The 17,027-nt window shown below is 71.5% G+C and carries 16 protein-coding genes; 9 read left to right on the top strand and 7 right to left on the bottom strand.

The annotated features are described in order from the left end of the window. Positions 1 to 3: 3 nt before the first annotated feature. Positions 4 to 1,293: a sensor histidine kinase gene (locus ACFYZE_RS01780; RefSeq protein WP_388986970.1), complete on the top strand. Its 1,290-nt coding sequence runs from the start codon at positions 4 to 6 to the stop codon at positions 1,291 to 1,293. Here ACFYZE_RS01780 and ACFYZE_RS01775 read toward each other — a convergent pair. After that, positions 1,271 to 2,857, bottom strand: coding sequence for an alpha-L-arabinofuranosidase B (locus tag ACFYZE_RS01775; RefSeq protein ID WP_388986967.1), 1,587 nt, complete (start codon positions 2,855 to 2,857; stop codon positions 1,271 to 1,273). The two genes, ACFYZE_RS01780 and ACFYZE_RS01775, sit on opposite strands and share 23 nt — an antisense overlap. 310 nt (positions 2,858 to 3,167) lie before the next feature. Between ACFYZE_RS01775 and ACFYZE_RS01770 the strand changes: the two genes are divergently transcribed. After that, the gene (locus tag ACFYZE_RS01770) at positions 3,168 to 3,800 is read left to right on the top strand and encodes a response regulator (protein ID WP_388987913.1); all 633 of its coding nucleotides are present in this window, start codon (positions 3,168 to 3,170) and stop codon (positions 3,798 to 3,800) included. A 19-nt stretch (positions 3,801 to 3,819) separates the two neighbouring features. Here the strand turns inward: ACFYZE_RS01770 and ACFYZE_RS01765 are convergent, their stop codons facing one another. Continuing rightward, on the bottom strand, positions 3,820 to 5,241 hold the full coding sequence (locus ACFYZE_RS01765) for an MFS transporter (RefSeq protein WP_388986963.1): 1,422 nt from the start codon (positions 5,239 to 5,241) through the stop codon (positions 3,820 to 3,822). A 281-nt stretch (positions 5,242 to 5,522) separates the two neighbouring features. Here ACFYZE_RS01765 and ACFYZE_RS01760 point away from each other — a divergent pair, with 281 nt between their 5' ends. From ACFYZE_RS01760 to ACFYZE_RS01740, 5 genes are all read left to right on the top strand, one after another. After that, positions 5,523 to 7,271, top strand: coding sequence for an MFS transporter (locus ACFYZE_RS01760; protein WP_388986960.1), 1,749 nt, complete (start codon positions 5,523 to 5,525; stop codon positions 7,269 to 7,271). A gap of 101 nt (positions 7,272 to 7,372) precedes the next feature. Further along, entirely contained in the window at positions 7,373 to 8,035 is a 663-nt protein-coding gene (locus ACFYZE_RS01755; protein ID WP_388986957.1) for a class I SAM-dependent methyltransferase, read from the top strand. A gap of 10 nt (positions 8,036 to 8,045) precedes the next feature. Further along, positions 8,046 to 9,002 (top strand): N-acetylmuramoyl-L-alanine amidase, encoded by a 957-nt coding sequence (locus ACFYZE_RS01750; protein ID WP_388986954.1) that lies wholly within the window; start codon positions 8,046 to 8,048, stop codon positions 9,000 to 9,002. A gap of 157 nt (positions 9,003 to 9,159) precedes the next feature. Next, positions 9,160 to 9,957 carry a hypothetical protein gene (locus ACFYZE_RS01745; protein ID WP_388986951.1) on the top strand — a complete coding sequence of 266 codons (798 nt, stop codon included), beginning with the start codon at positions 9,160 to 9,162 and terminating at the stop codon, positions 9,955 to 9,957. Positions 9,958 to 10,065: 108 nt separating this feature from the next. Then, positions 10,066 to 11,073 (top strand): LLM class F420-dependent oxidoreductase, encoded by a 1,008-nt coding sequence (locus ACFYZE_RS01740; RefSeq protein WP_388986948.1) that lies wholly within the window; start codon positions 10,066 to 10,068, stop codon positions 11,071 to 11,073. Positions 11,074 to 11,222: 149 nt separating this feature from the next. On the opposite strand, the gene ACFYZE_RS01735 is transcribed toward ACFYZE_RS01740, so the two are convergent. Then, positions 11,223 to 11,807, bottom strand: a complete 585-nt coding sequence (locus ACFYZE_RS01735; RefSeq protein ID WP_388986945.1) for a hypothetical protein — start codon at positions 11,805 to 11,807, stop codon at positions 11,223 to 11,225. 160 nt (positions 11,808 to 11,967) lie between these two features. On the opposite strand from ACFYZE_RS01735, the gene ACFYZE_RS01730 reads away from it, so the two are divergent. Then, positions 11,968 to 12,261 carry a hypothetical protein gene (locus ACFYZE_RS01730; RefSeq protein ID WP_388986942.1) on the top strand — a complete coding sequence of 98 codons (294 nt, stop codon included), beginning with the start codon at positions 11,968 to 11,970 and terminating at the stop codon, positions 12,259 to 12,261. A gap of 62 nt (positions 12,262 to 12,323) precedes the next feature. Here the strand turns inward: ACFYZE_RS01730 and ACFYZE_RS01725 are convergent, their stop codons facing one another. The 3 genes from ACFYZE_RS01725 to ACFYZE_RS01715 are packed head-to-tail and all read right to left on the bottom strand — an operon-like array spanning position 12,324 to position 15,645. Continuing rightward, positions 12,324 to 13,394, bottom strand: a complete 1,071-nt coding sequence (locus tag ACFYZE_RS01725; RefSeq protein WP_388986939.1) for a prenyltransferase/squalene oxidase repeat-containing protein — start codon at positions 13,392 to 13,394, stop codon at positions 12,324 to 12,326. Then, positions 13,391 to 14,161 (bottom strand): class I SAM-dependent methyltransferase, encoded by a 771-nt coding sequence (locus ACFYZE_RS01720; RefSeq protein ID WP_388986936.1) that lies wholly within the window; start codon positions 14,159 to 14,161, stop codon positions 13,391 to 13,393. Before ACFYZE_RS01720 ends, ACFYZE_RS01725 begins: the two co-directional genes overlap by 4 nt. Continuing rightward, positions 14,155 to 15,645, bottom strand: coding sequence for a glycosyltransferase family 4 protein (locus ACFYZE_RS01715; RefSeq protein ID WP_388986933.1), 1,491 nt, complete (start codon positions 15,643 to 15,645; stop codon positions 14,155 to 14,157). The genes ACFYZE_RS01720 and ACFYZE_RS01715 overlap by 7 nt, the downstream gene beginning before the upstream one ends. Before the next feature lie 230 nt (positions 15,646 to 15,875). Between ACFYZE_RS01715 and ACFYZE_RS01710 the strand changes: the two genes are divergently transcribed. Further along, positions 15,876 to 16,523, top strand: coding sequence for a TetR family transcriptional regulator (locus tag ACFYZE_RS01710; RefSeq protein ID WP_388986931.1), 648 nt, complete (start codon positions 15,876 to 15,878; stop codon positions 16,521 to 16,523). Positions 16,524 to 16,792: 269 nt separating this feature from the next. On the opposite strand, the gene ACFYZE_RS01705 is transcribed toward ACFYZE_RS01710, so the two are convergent. Further along, a complete protein-coding gene (locus ACFYZE_RS01705; protein WP_388986928.1) occupies positions 16,793 to 17,026 on the bottom strand; it encodes a ferredoxin in 234 nt (77 codons plus the stop codon). Position 17,027: the final 1 nt, after the last annotated feature.

Raw genomic sequence — 17,027 nt, 5'->3', positions numbered from 1 at the left:
GACATGTCCTTGGTGCGAAACGTCTCGTGCCGTCTCAGTGCCTGGCGGCAGGCGCGGCAGACGTGGAAAGAGGACAAGGAGCGGTTCAAGGCCGAGCAGAAGGCCGCCCGGAAGGCCGGGAGGATGCCCGAGAACCCGGGGCCGCCGCCCACCGGATTCTCCCTGCTGCCCTGGCTGCTGATGGGGATGGGCGCCTTCTCGAACCTCTTCCAGGGCAAGACACCCGACCCGTGGATCGGCGGTCTGGGTCTGCTCACCTTCAACTCCTGCTACATCTACGTGGTGTTCCGGGCCTTCCACCAGCAGACCCGTGAGGCCAGGTCCACGCGGGCCGCGCTGGTCGTGATGGGTGTGGTGACCTTCGGCCTGGCCATCGGGTACGGCGGCAGCTGGCTGCTGTTCTTCCCGCTGCTGGGCCTCGCGACGGGAGCGGTCGTGCGAGGCCCCTGGCTCGGCAGGACGGGCCTCTCCCTCACCGCGGTCGCGGGTTCCGTCTCCTGCCTGCGCGACGGCTGGGACGGGTTGAACGTCGCCTACGGCACGTTCCTGTCGACGATGGTGACCGCGGCGATCCTGTCCCTCTCCGAGGCCGTACGGGAACTGCGCGCCGCCCGCGAGGAGCTGGCCCACCGCGCGGTGGAGCAGGAACGCCTGCGCTTCTCCCGCGACCTGCACGACCTGCTCGGCCACACCCTCTCGGTGATCGTGGTGAAGTCGGAGGCGGCCCGCAGGCTGGCGCCGCGTGACATGGAGGCGGCGCTGGCGCAGGTGACGGACATCGAGTCGGTCGGCCGGCAGGCGCTCACCGAGATACGCGAGGCGGTGACCGGTTACCGCGAGGGCAGCCTCGCCACGGAACTGGACCGGGCCCGCTCGGCCCTGACCGCCGCCGGGATAGAGCCGGCGGTACGCCGCTCCGGTCCTCCCCTGGTCTCGCAGACCGAGGCCCTGCTCGGCTGGGTGGTGCGCGAGGCGGTCACCAACGCCGTACGGCACAGCGGCGCGACCCGGTGCGAGATCACCGTCGACGGGACCTCGGAGCGCGTCCGGCTGACGGTCGCCGACAACGGGAGGGGCGCGCCCGCCGTACCGGCCTCGGCGGGCATCGGCGGGACCGGTCTGAAGGGCCTGACCGAACGGCTCGCGGCGGCGGGCGGCTCCCTGCGGGCCGGCCCGTCGCCGCGGGGCGGCTTCACGGTCGCCGCCGAACTCCCGGTGGAGCCCGCATCGCCCGTTCAGCCGCCCGCTCAGCCGCTGTCGCCGGCGGCTGCTACGGCGCCCAGGGCTGACTGACCACCCAGCTCACGTCGTTCGTCCATGACGTGGAGCTGTCCCAGATGTTCGAACCGCCGTTGCTGGCGATGTAGACGTTGTAGTCGTAGTGGCGGATGTATTTGCTCGGGTAGTTGTACGAGGCGAACGACGTCCCGGTGCCGCTCTTGCCGGTCTGCGGGCAGAACGTGGCGTCGGCCCTGAACTGCGCGGTGCCGTCCATGGGCTGCCGCAGGAGCTGGAAGTTGTAGTGCCGCAGGAAGTCGCCCGGATAGTTCCTGGACTCGAAGGAGACGCAGGAGCCGCTCGCGAGCCCCCGGCGGACGATCCAGGTGGCGTCGTTCTTGTCGAGGGCCGAACTGCTCGATGTGATCGAGGAGATGACCGCCGTGTCGTTCTGGTGGCGGATGTAGTCACCGGTGCAGCAGGAGGTGGTCGCGCGCAGCGAGATCTCCGAACCCGGCGTGAGGGAGCCGGTGGAGCCGGTCGCGCCGCCGTAGCCGACGGAGACGATGTTCGCCTGCACGGAGGCGTCGGCGGCGTCGGTCGGGATGCCGGAGGTCATCACTCCTTCGAAGAAGGACCCGATGGAACCGTTGCTGTTGTCGCCGCCGGTGCCGAGGACGATCGCGCCCTCCTGGTGCATCGGTGAGTAGCCGCCGCCGTTGACGTTGGGTTCGCCGCCGGAATAGGTGGTGGTGAGACCGCCGGACTGGGCATTGCCGTATTTCAGCGCGAAATGGTTCTGGCCGTTGTTCTTCAGCAGCGCGGTCACGAAGGGAAGCGGTCCCGTGCCGGTGTTGGACGTGTTCTTGCTGTAGCCGGAATCCGACTGGAACAGGCCGTTCTCCAGGTCGGCCTGGACCCAGGGGCCCTGCCCGTAGCACGGTGAGAACCAGCACTCGGTGCCGAAGTTGATCGCGTCCATGTGGCCGTTGCCGGTGTCCTTGTTGTTGGTCTCGGCGTTGCCGTAGTCGAAGCAGCAACGGCCGTTCACATGGGTGCCGGAGGTGACCATGTACATACCCTCGGCCTGTCCGTTGACCGCGACACCCGAGGTCGAGTTGTCCCGGTAGCCCATGCCGGCCGAGATCTCCAGGCCGTAGACCTGGTGTCCGCCGACGGTCACCGGCAGCGCGTCCGCGGGCGCGCCGACATCGGCCGCTCCGGCCCCGCCGGCGCCCTCGACGGTGAGGTCGTTGTGGCGGGGGGACTGGTCGTAGATCTCGGTGATGATGCAGGTGGTGCCGGAGCAGAAGGAGTCCTGGGCGGCCGCGTTGGCGTATCCGCCCGCCGCCAGCAGGCCGATGTTCGTCGTCGCGCTGTCCGAGGCGCGTTTCACCTGGTAGAGGGGGCCGTTGTAGGAGGAGTAGAGCGCCCTGACGAGGCTGTGCGCGGCGACGCAGGGGGTGCCGGCGGAGGCGTAGATGTCGCACGGGAGCGACCCCGCGGCGGCGGCCTGGGGCGCGCCGGCGCCCACCGTGAGGCCGAGGGCGAGCGCGACCACGGTCACGAACGCGGCCAGCGCGGACAGGACCGTGCTTCTGAGGCGCTGTGGTCGTGGGGGCGGGGGTGTGGGGGACACGGTGTACCTCTTCCGATTCTGGTAGGGCCGTGCGGGCGCCTTTCGAAATACCGAACGCTGTTCGGTCGAAATGCCGAACCTGCTCCTTTCGAAATTCCGAACAGCCGCAGGAGTTGGCACGGCACAGGAATTGCCCAGGAGTTCTTCGAATGCCGAGCCGATTGTTTGACCACGGTCAGAATTCGTCAAGACTCGCGGTACGGAACAATGGAGAGTCTTTGATTGCCGGATGCCGTCGGCGAGTTGGCGGCACGGTCGGCCCTGGGCCCCGGCCCCGGTCCGCCGCCCGTACTCTTGGCTCGTGGACGAGATGCCCCGAAGTCACCGGCCGACGCGATGCATCCGGGTACTGCTTGCCGAGGACCAGGGCATGATGCGCGGCGCCCTCGCCCTGCTGCTCGGCATGGAGGAGGACATCGAGGTCGTCGCGCAGGTCGCGGCGGGTGACGCGATCGTGGACGCCGCGCTCACCCATCGCCCGGACGTGGCACTGCTGGACATCGAGCTGCCCGGGAAGAGCGGCCTGGACGCGGCGGCGGAGCTGCGGGAGGAGGCCCCCGGCTGCCGGGTGCTGATCCTCACCACCTTCGGGCGCCCCGGCTATCTGCGCCGCGCCCTGGAGGCGGGCGCCGCCGGCTTCCTGGTCAAGGACGGGCCGGTGGAGGAGCTGGCCGCGGCGATCCGGCGGGTGCTCACCGGCGAGACGGTCGTCGACCCGGCCCTGGCCGCGGCGGCCCTGAGCGCCGGCCCCAATCCGCTGACCGCCCGCGAGTGCGACGTGCTGAAGGCGTCCGTGGACGGGGCGACGGTCGCCGACATCGCCGCCAGGCTCCACCTCTCGGAGTCGACGGTCCGCAACTACCTCTCCTCCGCCATCGGCAAGACAGGCACCCGCAACCGCATGGAGGCGGTGCGGGAGGCCCGGCAGCAGGGGTGGCTGTAGGGCCTGTCGCGACGGCGGGTCAACCCTGGCCGGTCCGCGTCCGCGGCAGCCACGCCAGCATCAGCACGGCCCCCGCCAGCAGCACGTACCCGCTCGTCCGGAACGCCTCGGCGTACCCCTCCGTCAGGGCGTCGGCCGAGCCGCGTGCCCCGGTGCGTGTCGCCGCGATGGTGGACATCACCGCGAGGCCGAGCGAACCGCCCATGGTGCGCGAGGTGTTGACGAGCCCCGACACCAGTCCGGCGTCCCCCGGAGCGGCCCCCGATGTCGCGAGCGCGGCGAGCGGGGTGCCCGCCAGGCCGGCGCCCAGCATCATCAGGATGCCCGGGAACATGATCGCCGTCGCGTAGGAGCCGTCCGCCGTCATCGTCGACTGCCAGCCGAACCCGGCCGCCGCGATCAGCGTCCCGAGCACCGCCAGGTTCCGCGCCCCCACGCTCCGCATCACCTGCGGCGCGACCTTCGAGCCGAACACCACGGCCAGCGAACTGGGCACCAGGGCGAGCCCGGCGTCCAGAGGCGAGTAGCCGAGCACGTTCTGCGCGTACAGCGTCATGAAGAACCACATGCAGAACATCGCTGAGCCCGAGACGAACATGGCCGCGTTCGCCGCGGACACCGAGCGCACCCTCAGCAGCTTCAGCGGCATCAGGGGCGCCTTCGCCCGCGCCTCGACGGCCAGGAACAGGCCGATGAGCGCGAGTCCGGCGGCGAGCGGCACCAGCGTCGCCGCCGCCGTCCACCCCTCCGCCTCCGTCTGCACGATCCCGTAGGCGAGCGTGCCGAGGCCCGCCGTCACCAGCAGGGCGCCCGGCAGGTCCAGACGCCGCCCGTCCCCGGCCCGGCTCTCCACGAGCCACCGCGCCGACCCGGCCAGGACGACGGCGCCGACCGGCACGTTGATCAGCAGCACCCAGCGCCACGACAGCCCGTCCACCAGCACTCCCCCGACGAGTCCGCCCGCCGCGCCGCCGCCGGCGCCCACCGCGGTCCAGGTCGCGATGGCCCGGGCCCGTGCGGCGCCCTCCGGGACCGCCGCCGTGAGCAGCGTCAGCGTCGAGGGGGCGAGCACCGCCGCCCCGAGCCCCTGTGCTGCCCGGCCGACCAGCAGTTCCCAGTCCTGCCGGGCGAGCCCGCCGGCGAGGGAGGCCAGCGTGAACAGGGCGAGCCCTATGAGGAACATCCGCTTGCGTCCGTAGAGGTCCCCGGCCCGCCCGCCGAGAAGCATGAACCCGGCGAAGGCGATCGCGTAGGCGTTCACCACCCACTGCAGTCCCGCCGCGCTCAGCCCCAGGTCGGCCCGCATCGACGGCAGCGCCACATTGACCACGGACACGTCGAGCACGACGAGGAACTGCCCGGCACACGCGAGCGCGACCACCACCCAGGTGGGCGGCGCGGTACGACGGGTGGGCACGGTGTCTTCGGCGGCTCGCAGCATGCGCGCCATGCTCCCAACCCGGCCCCGCCGTCCGCATCGGGATTTCGCCCCACGCCGCCTCCGTCCCGGGACGTACGACATCCCCCTGACACACCGCCAGTAGGTCATCCCCTGACGCCGGATCAGAAACCCATGGATCGGTCAAGGATTCGTTAGTACGCCAAAGCATCGGAATAGTTGCCTGTGCATACGTGGTTCACCCAGCACGTGTCCGCTCGGCCCCCCTGCTTCCGAGCGCGCCGTTCCGCACCACAGTCGACCAGGCCCGGAGGCCCCGATCCATGACGCACCCAACGACCGACCAGCCCGCACCAAGGCCGTCCGGCGCGATCGTGCCGGTGCTCGCCTTCGCGGGCATCGTGGTCGCGGTGATGCAGACGCTGCTCGTCCCGGTCATCAAGGATCTTCCCCAGCTGCTGCACACCACGCCCAGCAACGCCACCTGGGTCCTGACCTCCACCCTCCTCTCGGGCGCCGTCGCCACCCCGATCATGGGCCGTCTCGGCGACCTGTACGGCAAGCGGCGCATGCTGCTCGCCAGCCTGGGCGTGATGGTGGTCGGCGCCCTGATCAGCGCCGTCACCAGCACCCTGATGCCCATGATCGTCGGCCGTACGCTCCAGGGCTTCGCGATGGGCGCGATCCCGCTCGGCATCGGCCTGATGCGTGACATGCTGCCCCGCGAGCGGCTCGGCTCGGCGATGGCCCTGATGAGCTCCTCGATCGGCGTCGGCGGCGGCCTGGCGCTGCCCGCCGCCGCCCTGGTCGCCCAGCACACGAACTGGCACGCCCTGTTCTACGGCTCCGCCGGACTCGGCGCCCTCTCCATCGTCCTCACCCTCCTCGCCGTACCGGAGTCCCCGATGCGCGCGAAGGGCTCCTTCGACCTGCTGGGCGCACTCGGCCTGTCCGCCGGTCTGGTGCTGCTCCTGCTGCCCATCACCAAGGGCAGCGACTGGGGCTGGTCCTCCGGCACGACGCTCGGCCTGTTCGGCGCGTCCGTCGTGGTCCTGCTCCTGTGGGGGCTGCTCGAGCTGCGTGTCAGCGCCCCGCTGGTGGACCTGCGCACCACCGCCCGCCGCGAGGTGCTGCTCACGAACCTCGCCTCGATCATGGTCGGCGTCAGCTTCTACGTCGTCTCGCTCGTCCTGCCGCAGCTGCTCCAGCTGCCCACCGCGACCGGCTACGGCCTCGGCCAGTCGATGGTCGTCGCGGGCCTGTGCGTGGCACCGCTGGGCCTGACGATGATGTTCACCGCCCCGGTCTACGCCCGTCTGTCCGCCCGCTACGGCCCCAAGTTCACCCTGATCATCGGCCTGCTGGTCATCGCCCTCGGCTACGGCGGCGGCCTCGGCCTGATGGACGCCGCCTGGCAGACCGTGATCACCTCGGTGGTCCTGGGCGCCGGCATCGGCCTCGCCTACTCCTCACTGCCCGCCCTGATCGTCGGCGCGGTCCCGGCCTCGGAGACGGGCGCGGCCAACGGCCTGAACACCCTGATGCGGTCCATCGGCACGTCGGTGTCGAGTGCCGTGATCGGCATGGTGCTGGCGAACACGGCGAACCACGTGAACGGTCTGGCCGTCCCGACCATGCACGGCTTCCGGATCTCCTTCCTGATCGCGACGGCCGCGGTCGCCCTCGGTCTGCTGCTCGCCCTCTTCCTGCCCGGCCGCCGCCCCGCGGCCCGGCCCCAGCTGCGCGCGAGCAGCGAGGAGGACGCGAACCTGGAGCGCGCCGAGGAGGTGCTGCGGGGCTTCCGCGGCCGGGTCCTGGACGCCGAGGGCGCCCCGGTCGCCCTCGCCAAGGTCACGCTGATCGACCGCCGGGGCCGCCAGGCGGGCGCCACGCTGTCGGCGCAGGACGGCAGCTACACGCTGACGGTGCCGGCCGAGGGCCCGTACGTCCTGGCCGCCAGGGCCGCGGGTCACGCCCCGGTCGCCTCGTCGGCCACCCACTCGGGCGACGACCGCCCGGTGGACCTGGACCTGTCGCTTCCGGGCGAGCCGGTCCCGGTGGCAGAGGTCTGAGCAGCCCGCTGTCCACGCCACCCGCACCCCCCGTCGCCGCGTCGCCGGGGGGTGCGGCAGCATGGGGCGTCCATACGCTCGTACGACCGAAAGGACGCCCCATGCCCGCGGCGCCCAAGCCCGAGATCCTGGCCGCGTTCGAGGCCGCGAAGGGGTTCATGCCACGGCACGAGGGGCTCGCGCTGTACGAGGCCGCCGTCGAAGCCGGGCGGCTCGGGCTGCCGCTGCTGGAGGTCGGCACGTACTGCGGCCGGTCCACGATCCTGCTCGCCGACGCGGCCCGCGCCGCCGGAGTCCCCGCGCTCACCGTCGACCATCACCGCGGCAGCGAGGAACAGCAGCCGGGCTGGGACTACCACGACCCGGAGACGGTCGACCCCGAGGTCGGCCTGATGGACACGCTGCCCACCTTCCGGCGCACCCTGCACAGGGCGGGCCTGGAGGACCACGTGATCGCACTCGTGGGCCGCTCGCCGCAGGTGGCCAGAGTGTGGAACACCCCGCTCGGCCTGGTGTTCGTCGACGGCGGCCACACCGACGAACACGCGAACGCCGACTACGAGGGCTGGGCCCCCCATGTGGCCCAGGACGGACTCCTCGTCATCCACGACGTGTTCCCCGAGCCGGAGGACGAGTTCACGGGCCAGGCCCCGTACCGCGTCTACCTGAGGGCGCTTCGGTCCGGAGAGTTCACGGAGGTCTCGGCGGCCGACTCGCTGCGCGTCCTGCGGCGAACGCGGGCGAGGAGCGAATCGTCCCGTTAGGGTCGCAGGCATGTCGTACGTTGGACCGGACTTCGATGCCCCCGAACCCCGCCGCCGTCGGCGCGGGCCGCTGACGGTGGCGGTGGCCACACTGGTGCCGGCGGCGCTCCTCGGCTGGCTGGTCTACGAGGCGGTGGCCGACAGCGGCGGTGGATCGGCGGGCGGGGCGCCCACGACCAGGTCCGCGGGGACCGCGCCGTCCGCCGCCGCCCCGGGCTCTCCGGCCGCCCCGGCCGGTGGCGCGGGCAACGGCGAGCAGCCGGACGCGTCGTCCACCGCACGGTCCGCTTCCGGGCCGCTCGCGGGCAAGGTCGTCGTCGTCGACCCCGGACACAACCCCGGCAACGTCCGCCACACGGCCGAGATCAACCGCAAGGTCGACATCGGTACCAACTCCAAGGAGTGCGACACCACCGGCACGTCCACCAACTCGGGTTACGCGGAGGCCCAGTTCACCCTGGACGTGGCGCGCCGGCTGCGCACGCTTCTGGAGCAGCAGGGTGCCACGGTGAAGTTCACGCAGGACGGCGACCGGTCGTGGGGGCCGTGCGTGGACGAGCGGGCGCGGATCGGCAACCAGGCGCACGCGGACGCGGCGATCTCCATCCACGCGGACGGCGCGGCCCAGGGCGACCGCGGCTTCCACGTCATCCTGCCGGCCTCGGTGCACAAGGGCGCCGCGGACACCCGTCGCATCGTCGGCCCCTCCCGCGACCTCGGCGAGCGCGTCGCGGGCGACTTCGTCCGGGTCACCGGCAGCGCGCCCTCCAACTACGTGGGCGACGGCACCGGTCTCGTCGTACGGAGCGATCTCGGCGGTCTCAATCTGTCAACGGTTCCCAAGGTCTTCATCGAGTGCGGCAACATGCGCGACACCAAGGACGCGGCACTGCTGACCAGCGGCTCGTGGCGGCAGAAGGCGGCGCAGGGAATCTCTGAGGGAATCGTGAGTTTCCTGCGCGGGTAGCGATCATCGTCTCCCACCCGGCGGACACCCCGGCCGGGCTGACGATAAGGTCCTCCTACGATGAGGGGTCACCCCCGCGCTTCACACCGCGGCCCGAGGTCGACATGGTGACAGCGACGCCTCCACCGACGACGAGACGACAGACGAAGGACCCGAAGTGAATATCCGCTCCCTCACGAGAGGCGACGGCGTGGTGATCGGAGCAGCGGTATTGCTGTTCATCGCGTCGTTCCTCGACATCTACTCGATCGACGGGGCGCCCAGCAGCGCGAACATCCCCAGCGCCTGGGCCAGCGGACCGCTCCTGCTGAGCGTCTTCCTGGCCGGCATCATCGGCGCCGCGCTCGTCGTCGTCGCCCACGGCCTGCCGCAGGTGCCCAAGGTCGCCGGTCTCGACCTCGGGCAGTTCGGCGCCGCCTTCACGGTCTTCGCCGCCTGGAGCGCGCTCGGCAACGTCTTCGACCCGATCGGCGGTGTCGACAACCTCGGTGGCGGCGGCAGCGTCAGTGCCGGCACCGGCCTGATCCTCGGCCTCGTCGCCACTGTCGTCATGGCCGCCGCCGCGATCGCCACGCCGCTGGTGCCGGCCCTGCAGGCCGCCCTCGTGCCGGCCCCCAAGCCCGCCGCCCCGCAGCCCTACGGCGGCCAGCCGCAGGGCGGGTACGGCTACCCGGGCGCGCAGCAGTCGCCGTACGGTCAGCCGCAGCAGGGGCAGCCGTTCGGCGGGCAGCAGCCGCAGCAGACGGTTCCCGCCGCGGACTTCTCGCCGTTCTGGTTCGCGGTGCCGGTGCCGCGCCCGCTGTTCCCCGAGGACGGCTCGCCCACCCCGATCGCCGAACTGGCGCCCGGCACCTGGTACCTGGCCGTCGAGCAGCGCGGCCCCGCCCTGGTGGCGCAGACGCAGGACGGCCGCCGCGGTGTGCTGCAGGACACGAGCGGCATCCAGCGCGGCTGAGCCCACCCCTCGCCCGCACGGCCCCTCGCCCTTCCGGGCGGGGGGCCGTTGCCGTACAGTCGCTGCCACTCCTTGGATCTGATGCTTCGTCAGGGAAGTGGTGGCGGCATGCGGCTCGGACTCGCGCTCGGCTACTGGGGGCGGGGCCCCGCGACGGACCATCTCACGCTGGCACGCGAGGCGGAACGGCTGGGCTACGACTCGGTGTGGACCGCCGAGTCCTGGGGGTCGGACGCCTTCACGCCGCTCACCTGGATCGCCGCACGGACGTCGAGGATCAAGCTCGGTACGGCGGTTGCGCAGATGGCGGCCCGCTCCCCCACCACCACCGCGATGCACGCGCTCACCCTGGACCACCTCTCGGGCGGGCGCGTGATGCTGGGCCTCGGCCTGTCGGGGCCGCAGGTGGTGGAGGGCTGGTACGGGCGCCCGTTCCCGAGCTCACCGCTCACCGCGACCCGGGAGTACGTCGAGGTGGTACGGCAAGTGCTGCGCCGCGAGGCGCCGGTGGAGCTGGACGGCCGCTTCCATGCCCTGCCCCACCCGGGACCGGACGGCACCGGCCTCGGCAAGCCCCTGAAGTCGATCACACACCCCCTGCGCGCCGATCTGCCCGTCCTGCTGGGCGCGGAGGGCCCGAAGAACGTGGCGCAGACGGTGCGGATCGCGGACGGCTGGCTGCCGCTGTACTGGTCGCCGACCCGCCCGGAGGTGTACGGGGCGGCGCTGACCGACCTGCGTGAGGGGTTCGTCGTGGCCCCGACGGCGCGGGTGAAGGTCTGCGACGACGTCGCCGAAGGGCTGCTGCCGGTGAAGGCGATGCTCGGCTTCTACATCGGCGGAATGGGGCACGCGGCCCGCAACTTCCATGCCGACCTGATGGCGCGCATGGGGTACGAGGAGGAGGCGCGGCGTATCCAGCGGCTGTTCCTTCAGGGGCGGCGCGAGGAGGCGGTGCTGGCCGTGCCGGACGCCTTCGCGGACGAGATCTCGCTCGTCGGTCCGCGTGAACGCATCGCGGAGCGACTGGAATTGTGGCGCAAGGGCCCTGTGACGGATCTGCTGGCGCTGGCCCCGGACCCGCACACGCTGCGGGTGCTGGCCGAGCTGAACTGAACCACAGCTGGGTGAACCACAGGTGGGTGAACCACAGGTGGGTGAACCACAGGTGGGTGAACCACAGGTGGGTGAACCACAGGTGGGTGAACCACAGGTGGGTAGGGCACCGCCGCGGAGCGCTGCACGGCGGTGCCCCGTTGGCCCCGTCAGCCGCGTGCGAGCTGCGCGGCGGACGGGAGCTGGTTGCGGACGGGGACGCCCGCGTTCTTGGCCGCGGCCTTCACCTTGTCGAAGAGACCGGCGTAGGAGGCCGCGGCCGACTCGTCGCCCTTGCGGAGGCGGGACGGCAGGTCCTTGAGCCCGTCGATGCCCGCCGCGAGCGGGGCCAGGCCCCTGGCCAGCGCGGGGTCGCCCTGGGCGTTGCGTGCGGCGGCGGCGAGCCGGTTGTAGGCGAAGGTGCCGGCGAGGCCTGCCTTGGCCAGGGCGGTCCTGCGTCCCTTGGCGCCCTTCTCGAACGTACCGGCCTTCCACGGCTTCACGATCCACTCGTGGACCGCCCCGGAGGCGAGCCCCGCGTTCGCCACGAACCGCGCCCTGGCGAACTTCTGCCGCTCCGCCGGGGTGGTCGGGGTGGGCGTGGGGACCGCGATGTACGCTGCGGCCCGCTGCGCGGCGCTCCCGTCACCGCAGGCGGCGGCACCGGCGAACACCGCGGAGCAGAGGACGAGCGCCACGGCGAGTGGGGGTATCCCCTGCTCGAAGAGCTTGGGGGAGCGTATCGGTGCGGGCACGGGAGCCTCCGGGACCGGGAAGCCGACTGATCCACCGACAGCTTCACCCACACCGCCCGGCCTTGCCGCCCGGGCGTGGCGATCGGGTGACCGCGGCTGCGCGCGGTCGTTCCCGCACCTCCACGAGTTTGACGGGGAATCGCCGGGCAACCCGGAGGACATGTCCCCTCGATATCGCAACGGTGCGAATCAGGCCGGTACGGTCATCGCCGTGATCGCGGACATCATGGCCGTCATCCTGGGCCTGTGGATCCTGATGTACCTGCTGAACGCGAATCCCGGCAACGATCTGGTGCAGTTCATCCACAACGCGGCGGCGTGGCTGGCCGGCTGGTCCCATGACCTGTTCACCTTCCACGAGGCGTGGGCACGGGTGGTCGCGGGCTACGGCCTCGCCGCGGTGGTCTACCTCTTCGTGGGCCACGCCATCGCCAACCGCATCCACCGCCACTGAGGCGCTGCGGCGGAACGCGACAGCCCCGTGGCACCCCCACCGGCACCGAGCAGGCGGCGGAGCTATGCGCAGCAGTCGGTGTCCAGGCCCCGGGGCAGTTGCTCGCCGCCGAAGACCGTGCAGGTCGGTTCGTCGCCGCCCAGGGCGGCCACGGCGAGCAGCAGTGAGCCGGCCGTCCAGGTGGTGAGTTCCTCGGGCCAGATCACGGCGTCCTCGAAGACGTAGCCCGTCCAGTACAGGCCCGTCCGCGGATCCCGCAGGTGCTGGATCGACTGGAGGATCTCCAGTGCGCGGTCGGACTCGCCCATCGCCCACAGGGCCAGGGCTAGTTCGGCCGACTCGCCGCCGGTCACCCACGGGTTGGGGACGACGCAGCGCACACCGAGGCCGGGGACGACGAAACGGTCCCAGTCCGCCTCGATGCGCTCCTTGGCCTCTGCGCCCGTCAGCGCGCCGCCGAGCACCGGGTAGTACCAGTCCATCGAGTAGCGGTCCTTGTCCAGGAACCGCTCCGGGTGCCGGCGTATGGCATGCCTGAGCGCGCCCACCGCCAACTCCCAGTCCGGCTGCGGCTCCTCGCGCTGCTCGGCGATCGCGAGGGCGCAGCGCAGCGCGTGGTGGATGGACGAGCAGCCGGTCAGCAGCGCGTCCGTGACGTCCGTGCCGTCGTCCTCCCGCTTCCAGCCGATCTGCCCGCCCGGCTGCTGCAACCGCAGCACGAACTCGACCGCCGCGTACACCGTCGGCCACATGCGGTCCAGGAACGTGTCGTCGCCGGTGGCGAGGTAGTGGTGCCAGACGCCGACGGCGACGTATGCGACGAAGTTCGTCTCGCGGCCGCGGTCGGTGATCTGCTCCGGGTCGCCGTCCGCGTAGGCCGCGTACCAGGACCCGTCCTCGTTCTGGTGGCGTGCCAGCCATTCGTAGGCCCGCTCGGCCGCCGTGTGCTCGCCCGCCGCGTCCAGCGCCATCGCCGCCTCGACGTGGTCCCACGGGTCCAGGTGGTGCCCGCGGAACCACGGTATGGCGCCGTCCTCCCGCTGCACGGCGAGGATCCCAGCGACGGTCGCGGCGGCCTGCTCGGCGGTCAGGACCCCGGGCAGGACGAGGTGTTCTGTCCGGGGGGTGGTCACTTGGCGGCCGCCTCGGGGGTCTCGGCGGTCGCGGCGTCCTCCGCGACAGGCGGCAGGTGCGGCTTGGTCGCGTAGGCCACGAAGCTCTTGCCGATCAGCGGGTTCAGCGCCTGTTCGGCGACCCGGGTGGCGAGCGGCTTCTTCATGATGTCCCAGACGAGCAGCTTGTGGTACGCGCGCACCGGCAGCGCCTTGTCGTTGTCCACGCCGAACGCGCACTTCAGCCACCAGTACGGCGAGTGGAGCGCGTGCGCGTGGTGCGTGCCGTACGGCTTCAGGCCCGCCTCCCGCATCTTCGCCAGCAGTTCGTCGGCCTTGTAGATGCGGATGTGGCCGCCCTCGACCTCGTGGTAGACGTCGGACAGCGCCCAGCAGACCTTCTCGGGGCCGTAGCGCGGCACGGTGACGGCGATACGGCCGCCCGGCCTGAGCACCCGGACCATCTCGGCGAGGACGCCCTTGTCGTCCGGGATGTGCTCCATGACCTCGGAGATGATCACGACGTCGAAGGACTCGTCGGGGAAGGGCAGGGCGAGCGCGTCGCCCTCCATCGCCGTCGCGGTGGCGCCGGCCGGAGCCTCGCCCGCCTCCTTCATCGCCGCGAACCACTTGGCGACCTCGCGGATCTCCTCGCCGTTGCGGTCCAGCGCCACGACCTGCGCGCCGCGCCGGTAGCACTCGAACGCGTGCCGTCCGGCACCGCAGCCGAGGTCCAGGACGCGGTCGCCCGGGGCGAGCGGGAACCGGGAGAAGTCGACGGTCAGCACGTGGCCCTGCTTTCGCGGTTGGGTACGACGATGTCTTCTGCGGCGGCCGCGGTGGCGGCGACTGTTCCGGCGGGGGCGCCCCCGAGCGAGCCGTGCCGGGCCTGGGTGAGGGCGATGGCCTCGCGGTACCGCGCCACCGTCCCCTCCGCCGCCTTCGCCCAGGTGAAGTGCCGCAGCACCCGTTCGCGGCCCGCCGCGCCGAGCCGTGCCCTCAGCTCCGGGTCCGCCAGCAGCCGGTTCAGCCCGGCGGCCAGCGCCCCGGCGTCACCGGGCGGGACCGCCAGGCACGTCTCGCCGTCGCGGCCCGTGACCTCCGGTATGGCACCGCCCGTGGTGGCCACCAGCGGCGTACCGGTCGCCATCGCCTCGGCCGCCGGCAGCGAGAACCCCTCGTACAGCGACGGCACGCACGCCACCTCGGCCGACCGCACCAGGTCGACCAGCTCGGCGTCGGAGATGCCCTTCACGAACTCGACGGCGCCCTCGAGCCCGTACCGCTCGATGGCCTGCGCGACGGGCCCGTCCTCGGCGCGCTTGCCGACCACGACGAGATGCGCCCCGGGGTGCTCGGTCCGCACCTTGGCGAGCGCCTCGACGAGGAAGACGAGGCCCTTGAGCGGCACGTCCGCGCTGGAGGTGGTGACGATCCGGCCCGGCACCTGCGGCACCGACGCATCCGGCGAGAACAGGTCGGTGTCGGCGCCGATGTGCACGACGTGGACGCGGTCCCGGTCGACGCCCAGGTGGTCCACGATCTCCTGGCGGGAGGTGCCGGAGACGGTGAGCACCGACGGCAGCCTGCGCGCGACCCGCTTCTGCATGCGCGTGAACGCGTACCAGCGCCGCACCGAAAGCCGCCGCTTCCAGCCCTCGGCCGCGTCCAGCTCCAACTGCCGGTCCACGGTGATGGGGTGGTGGATGGTGGTCACCAGCGGCGCGCCCACATCGCCCAGCAGACCGTAGCCGAGCGTCTGGTTGTCGTGCACGACGTCGAAGTCGCCGCGGCGGGCGCGCAGATGGCGGCGGGCGCGCAGGGAGAACGTCAGCGGCTCGGGGAAGCCGCCGGTCCACATCGTGGCGACCTCGAGGGCGTCGATCCAGTCCCGGTACTCGTCGCGCTTCGGAGTGCGGAAGGGGTCGGGCTGGCGGTACAGGTCGAGGCTGGGCAGTTCGGTGAGGGACAGGCCCTGAAGGCCCTCGCCCTCGTCGAGCACCGGGTAGGGCTGCGCGCCGATGACCTCGACCCGGTGACCGAGCCGGACCAGCTCACGGGAGAGGCGCCGTACGTACACGCCCTGACCGCCGCAGAACGGGTTCCCCTTGTACGTCAGGAGCGCGATGCGCAGCGGGCGCTCTCCCCCGAGTTCTCGGCTTCTCCCCCACTCTCGGCTTCGCTCGAGCGGGGGGACCCCCATGAACAGGGAGGTACCCCCACCGGCGGCCGAGCCCTCCTCGGGACCCGCCTCCCTGGCCTCAGCGGTCACTGGTCGGCCCCTTCTTCCCTGCAGTTTCCCGCGAGACTACGCCGGGACGGTAATCTAGAACAAGTTACAGACTTGATCGTTCAAGAGCCTCTGAATCTACCGGCAGGTAGCCCCGCTGTGAGCGATGGTTCGGGTGATTCGCGCCACGGCCGACGCCCTGCCATGCTGTCCGACCGCCACCCCTCACCGACCTGATCATCACCCTCACCGACTGTCACGGAACGGGACCCATGCCTGCGGAAGCCAAGGTGCCAGCCAGTACCGCGCGACCGGCGGCGCAGCCGGCCTCACCTCCGCTCACCGAGCGGCAGGAGGCGCGTCGCCGCAGGATCCTGCACACGAGCGCACAGCTGGCGAGCCGGGGCGGTTTCGACGCGGTGCAGATGCGGGAGGTTGCCGAGTCCTCGCAGGTGGCGCTCGGCACGCTGTACCGCTACTTCCCCTCCAAGGTGCACCTGCTGGTCGCGACCATGCAGGACCAGCTGGAGCGCATGCACGGCACGCTGCGGAAGAAGCCGCCGGCCGGCCGGACCGCGGCCGAGCGGGTGGCGGAGACGTTGATGCGCGCCTTCCGCGCCCTCCAGCGCGAGCCGCACCTGGCCGACGCGATGGTCCGCGCGCTCACCTTCGCGGACCGCAGCGTCTCCCCCGAGGTGGACCAGGTCTCCCGGCAGACGACGGCGATCATCCTGGACGCGATGGGCCTGGACGGCGACCCGACCCCGGACCAGCTCTCGGCGGTGCGGGTCATCGAGCACACCTGGCACTCGGCGCTGATCACCTGGCTCTCCGGCCGCGCCTCCATCGCCCAGGTGAGGATCGACATAGAGACGGTGTGCCGACTGATCGACCTCACGGACACCCGAGCGCGGGACTAGGGCACGAAAGACCACTGGGCCAGGGCACGAAAAGACCTACGAGACGGGTTCCGGTCGACCTTCAGGTCTTTCGACCTTCCGACCTGTCGACCGTCGATGTCGGCCACAGCGGAAGCCTTGACTTCACGCCCCAGTCGGCATCTCCGGTCGAGTTCCTTCACTCGCCTCGTAGGCAACTTCCAGATTAGGACTTCTGCGGCCAAATGGAAGACCCCAAACCATGATTTTTCTTATTTTTTCGGGCATATCGCCCAGACCCGTGGCCTCACCTACTCCTCCGGCGGGAACACCGGCTCCCCACTCCCCGCCAGCGTGATCGCGATGGCCTCCACCGGGCAGTTCTCCGCCGCCTGAAGGATCTGCTCCCCCGCGTCGGCGTCCGGTGCGACGGGATGGGACTGGCGGGCGGAGTCGAGACGGAAGGCGCCGGACGCCTGGTGCACGCACTGCGCCGAGCCGATGCAGACCGAGCGGTCGACCTCGATGTGCCAGCGGTCTCCCACG

The organism is Streptomyces sp. NPDC001796, from assembly GCF_042892355.1.
Classification (GTDB): domain Bacteria; phylum Actinomycetota; class Actinomycetes; order Streptomycetales; family Streptomycetaceae; genus Streptomyces.
Note: the sequence above shows the minus strand (reverse complement) of the source record. Positions and strands in the feature narration are given on the sequence as shown.

Coding starts and splice junctions, on each gene's coding strand:
- ACFYZE_RS01760 (WP_388986960.1), top strand. CDS start 5,523: ATGACGCACCCAACGACCGACCAGCCCGCACCAAGGCCGTCCGGCGCG.
- ACFYZE_RS01755 (WP_388986957.1), top strand. CDS start 7,373: ATGCCCGCGGCGCCCAAGCCCGAGATCCTGGCCGCGTTCGAGGCCGCG.
- ACFYZE_RS01730 (WP_388986942.1), top strand. CDS start 11,968: ATGTCCCCTCGATATCGCAACGGTGCGAATCAGGCCGGTACGGTCATC.
- ACFYZE_RS01780 (WP_388986970.1), top strand. CDS start 4: ATGTCCTTGGTGCGAAACGTCTCGTGCCGTCTCAGTGCCTGGCGGCAG.
- ACFYZE_RS01710 (WP_388986931.1), top strand. CDS start 15,876: ATGCCTGCGGAAGCCAAGGTGCCAGCCAGTACCGCGCGACCGGCGGCG.
- ACFYZE_RS01740 (WP_388986948.1), top strand. CDS start 10,066: ATGCGGCTCGGACTCGCGCTCGGCTACTGGGGGCGGGGCCCCGCGACG.
- ACFYZE_RS01750 (WP_388986954.1), top strand. CDS start 8,046: ATGTCGTACGTTGGACCGGACTTCGATGCCCCCGAACCCCGCCGCCGT.
- ACFYZE_RS01770 (WP_388987913.1), top strand. CDS start 3,168: ATGCCCCGAAGTCACCGGCCGACGCGATGCATCCGGGTACTGCTTGCC.
- ACFYZE_RS01765 (WP_388986963.1), bottom strand. CDS start 5,241: ATGCTGCGAGCCGCCGAAGACACCGTGCCCACCCGTCGTACCGCGCCG.